Genomic DNA, 2,783 nt, shown 5'->3' with positions numbered 1-2,783 from the left:
CCCGGCCCATCCCGTTGGTGATGGTGGGCAGGCCGAGGTCCTCGACGAGACGCAGCGCGGCGACCTCGGCGCGGTCGGCCCACACGTCGGTCCCGAGGATCAGCACCGGACGCGAGGCCTCGCCGAGCAGGCGGGCGATGGCGTCGATGGCGTCGGTGTCGGGCGCCGAGCCCGGTGCGACCTCACCGACGGGGGTCGGTCCGACGGCCGAGCTGAAGAACTCGTCCATCGGGACGTCGACGAACACCGGACCCCGGTGCGAGGAGCCGGCGGCGCGGAACGCCTCGTCCATGCCGCCCAGCACGTCACCGGCGGTCGGCAGCGTGCGCGCGAGCTTGGAGACCGACGCGACGATCGGCGGCTGGTCGAGCTCCTGGAGGCTCCCGCTGCCCCAGCGGTTCTGCGGGGCGCGTCCGCCCACCACCACCATGGGGGAGCCGGCGAACTGCGCCTGTGCGATCGCGCTCACACCGTTGGTCACGCCGGGCCCTGCGGTCAGCACGGCGAGGCCGGGCACCCGGGTGAGCTTTCCGGTCGCCTCGGCTGCGAAGGCCGCGGTCTGCTCGTGGCGGACGTCGAGCAGCCGCATCGGCGGGTCGGCCTGCACGGCGCCGTCGTACATCGGGAAGACGTGGGCGCCCGAGAGGGTGAACATCGTCTCGACGCCGTGAGCGCGGGCGACGGCGACCGCGAGCTCGCCGGCATGGCCGCTGATCTCCCCGGGGCCGGCAGCGGGGGCGTCGGGGCGAGGTGTGAGGTCGGTCATGCTCCGACCCTAGTACCCGGGCCTCAGCCCTCTCGGAGGGTCCGGTTCGTCTCGCGCAGGGCACCGACCAGGACCAGCATGACGTCGGCCCGGGCGGCCGGGGGCCGGTTGCCCAGGGCGAGCTGGAGGTAGAGCGCCCGCAGGTAGGCCTGGGCGTTGCCGGAGCGCAGGAAGGGGTCGGTGCCGTCATCGGGTCCGAGGCGGGCACCGTCGCTGAGCCGGTTGACCCAGGGCTCGAGCACGGTCATCGGCACGGCGTTGCGGCGCAGCACCGCCAAGGTGGCCAGGGCGAGACGATCCTCCTCGCCGTGAGCGAAGAGGACGTCGGTCGGCTGCAGGAGCAGGTCGGCGATGACGTCGAGGAGCACGGTCAGCTCGGCGGCCCCGAGATGGGGGGAGCGGGCGAGGGCGCCGAGGCCGTCGGCCCCGTGGGCCAGGGCGTGCGCCCAGCCCTTGTCGGGCACGAAGCCGCGTCGGTCGCGCTCGCGCAGCAGCCAGGTGGCCAGCGCATCGCCCCACTGGAGGACCTTGCCGCCCAGCACCAGCGGGCGAGCGGTGTCGCGCGCGATGCACTCGGTCAGGATCAGCGCCGAGAAGCTGCGCCTGAAGACGCCGTCGTCCTCGCGCTCGCCGAGTCCGACCTTGAGGCCGGCGACCATCCCGTCACCGAGACCGGGCAGCAGGTCGTCGTAGACGCCGCGCTCGATCCACGTCGCCAGCGTGGGGTAGGCCAGGCCGTCGCGGACCTCGGGATCGGTGGCGCCCAGCAGCTCGGTGAGCTCGGTGGTGAGCTTGTCCAGCGGAGTGTGGTCCGGGACCTGGAAGTCGTCTTGAAGCACTGCTTGCCAGTTCACCAGATCCACGGGTGCATCCTGCCAAACGATGACGAGGTGCGCGACACGGGAGGTCGCCTCACCCCTACGCTGTGACGGTGCCCTCCTTCTCCGAGCTGGTTCGTACGCACACCGACCTCGGCAGCACCGACGTCGCCTGGCTCCAGCTGCTCCAGGCCGACTGGCAGATCATCGCTGACCTCTCCTTCGCCGACCTCGTCCTGTGGCTCGAGGACCGCGACCGCAAGGGTTTCTGGGCGGTCGGTCAGATGCGTCCCACCACGGGCCCGACCGCCTACGTCGACGACGTCGTCGGCACCTTCGTCGAGCACGGACGGCGTCCGCTCCTCGACGCCGCCTTCGCCGAGGGACGAGTCGCGCGCGACGGCGACCCCGAGTGGCGCGACGAGGTCCCGGTGCGCACTGAGGCGATCCCGGTGGTGCGGTCGGGTCGGGTGCTCGGCGTCATCGGACGCCACACCAACCTCCTCGGCGTCCGCACCCCGAGCCGTCTGGAGCTGTCCTACCTGCAGTCGGCGGCCGACCTGACGCAGATGATCGCGACCGGCGACTTCCCCTCGTCGGGGCAGCGCAGCGACCACGCCGACTCCCCGCGGGTCGGTGACGGGTTCGTCCGCGTCGACACGCAGGGGCGTGTCGTCTACGCCAGTCCGAACGCGCAGTCGGTCTTCCGCAGGCTCGGGCTCTCCGGTGACCTGGCCGGGCTGCTGCTGCCCGATCTCGTCCGTGTGCTGGTGGCGCCTCGACGCCGACCCGACGAAGAGACCCTGTCGGCCGTGCTCGGGGGCCGGGCGCACCGCGACGTCGAGATCGGGACCGACGAGGTGGCCCTGATCGTGCGCGCGATCCCGCTGCGGACCGACGGCGCTCACACCGGCGGACTCATCCTCGTGCGCGACGTCAGCGACCTGCGGCGGCGCGATCGTGAGCTGGTCACCAAGGACGCCACGATCCGCGAGATCCATCACCGGGTGAAGAACAACCTGCAGACCGTGGCCGCCTTGCTACGCCTCCAGGCGCGACGTGTCGACAACGAGCAGGCCAAGTCGGCTCTCGAGGAGGCCGTACGACGCGTCGGGTCGATCGCCATCGTCCACGAGACGCTGAGCCAGGCTGTCGAGGAGACGGTCGACTTCGACGAGATCGCCGATCGTCTGGGTGGC

Annotated in this window: 3 protein-coding genes; 1 reads left to right on the top strand and 2 read right to left on the bottom strand. The window is 72.1% G+C overall.

Annotated elements, in window-relative coordinates; all coding sequences use genetic code 11:
- A partial coding sequence (locus VOI19_RS17630; RefSeq protein WP_323794253.1) for a thiamine pyrophosphate-binding protein occupies positions 1-766 on the bottom strand: 766 nt, incomplete at its 3' end.
- A 23-nt stretch (positions 767-789) separates the two neighbouring features.
- Positions 790-1,629 carry a DUF2785 domain-containing protein gene (locus VOI19_RS17625; protein ID WP_323794252.1) on the bottom strand — a complete coding sequence of 280 codons (840 nt, stop codon included), beginning with the start codon at positions 1,627-1,629 and terminating at the stop codon, positions 790-792.
- Positions 1,630-1,697: 68 nt separating this feature from the next.
- Here VOI19_RS17625 and VOI19_RS17620 point away from each other — a divergent pair.
- Positions 1,698-2,783: histidine kinase N-terminal domain-containing protein (locus tag VOI19_RS17620; RefSeq protein WP_323794251.1), on the top strand; the 1,086-nt coding region annotated here is incomplete at its 3' end.

This window comes from Nocardioides sp., assembly GCF_034670285.1.
In the GTDB taxonomy this organism is placed as follows: domain Bacteria; phylum Actinomycetota; class Actinomycetes; order Propionibacteriales; family Nocardioidaceae; genus Nocardioides.
The sequence above is the reverse complement of the archived record's forward strand: the minus strand, read 5'-3'. Positions and strand labels throughout refer to the sequence as shown.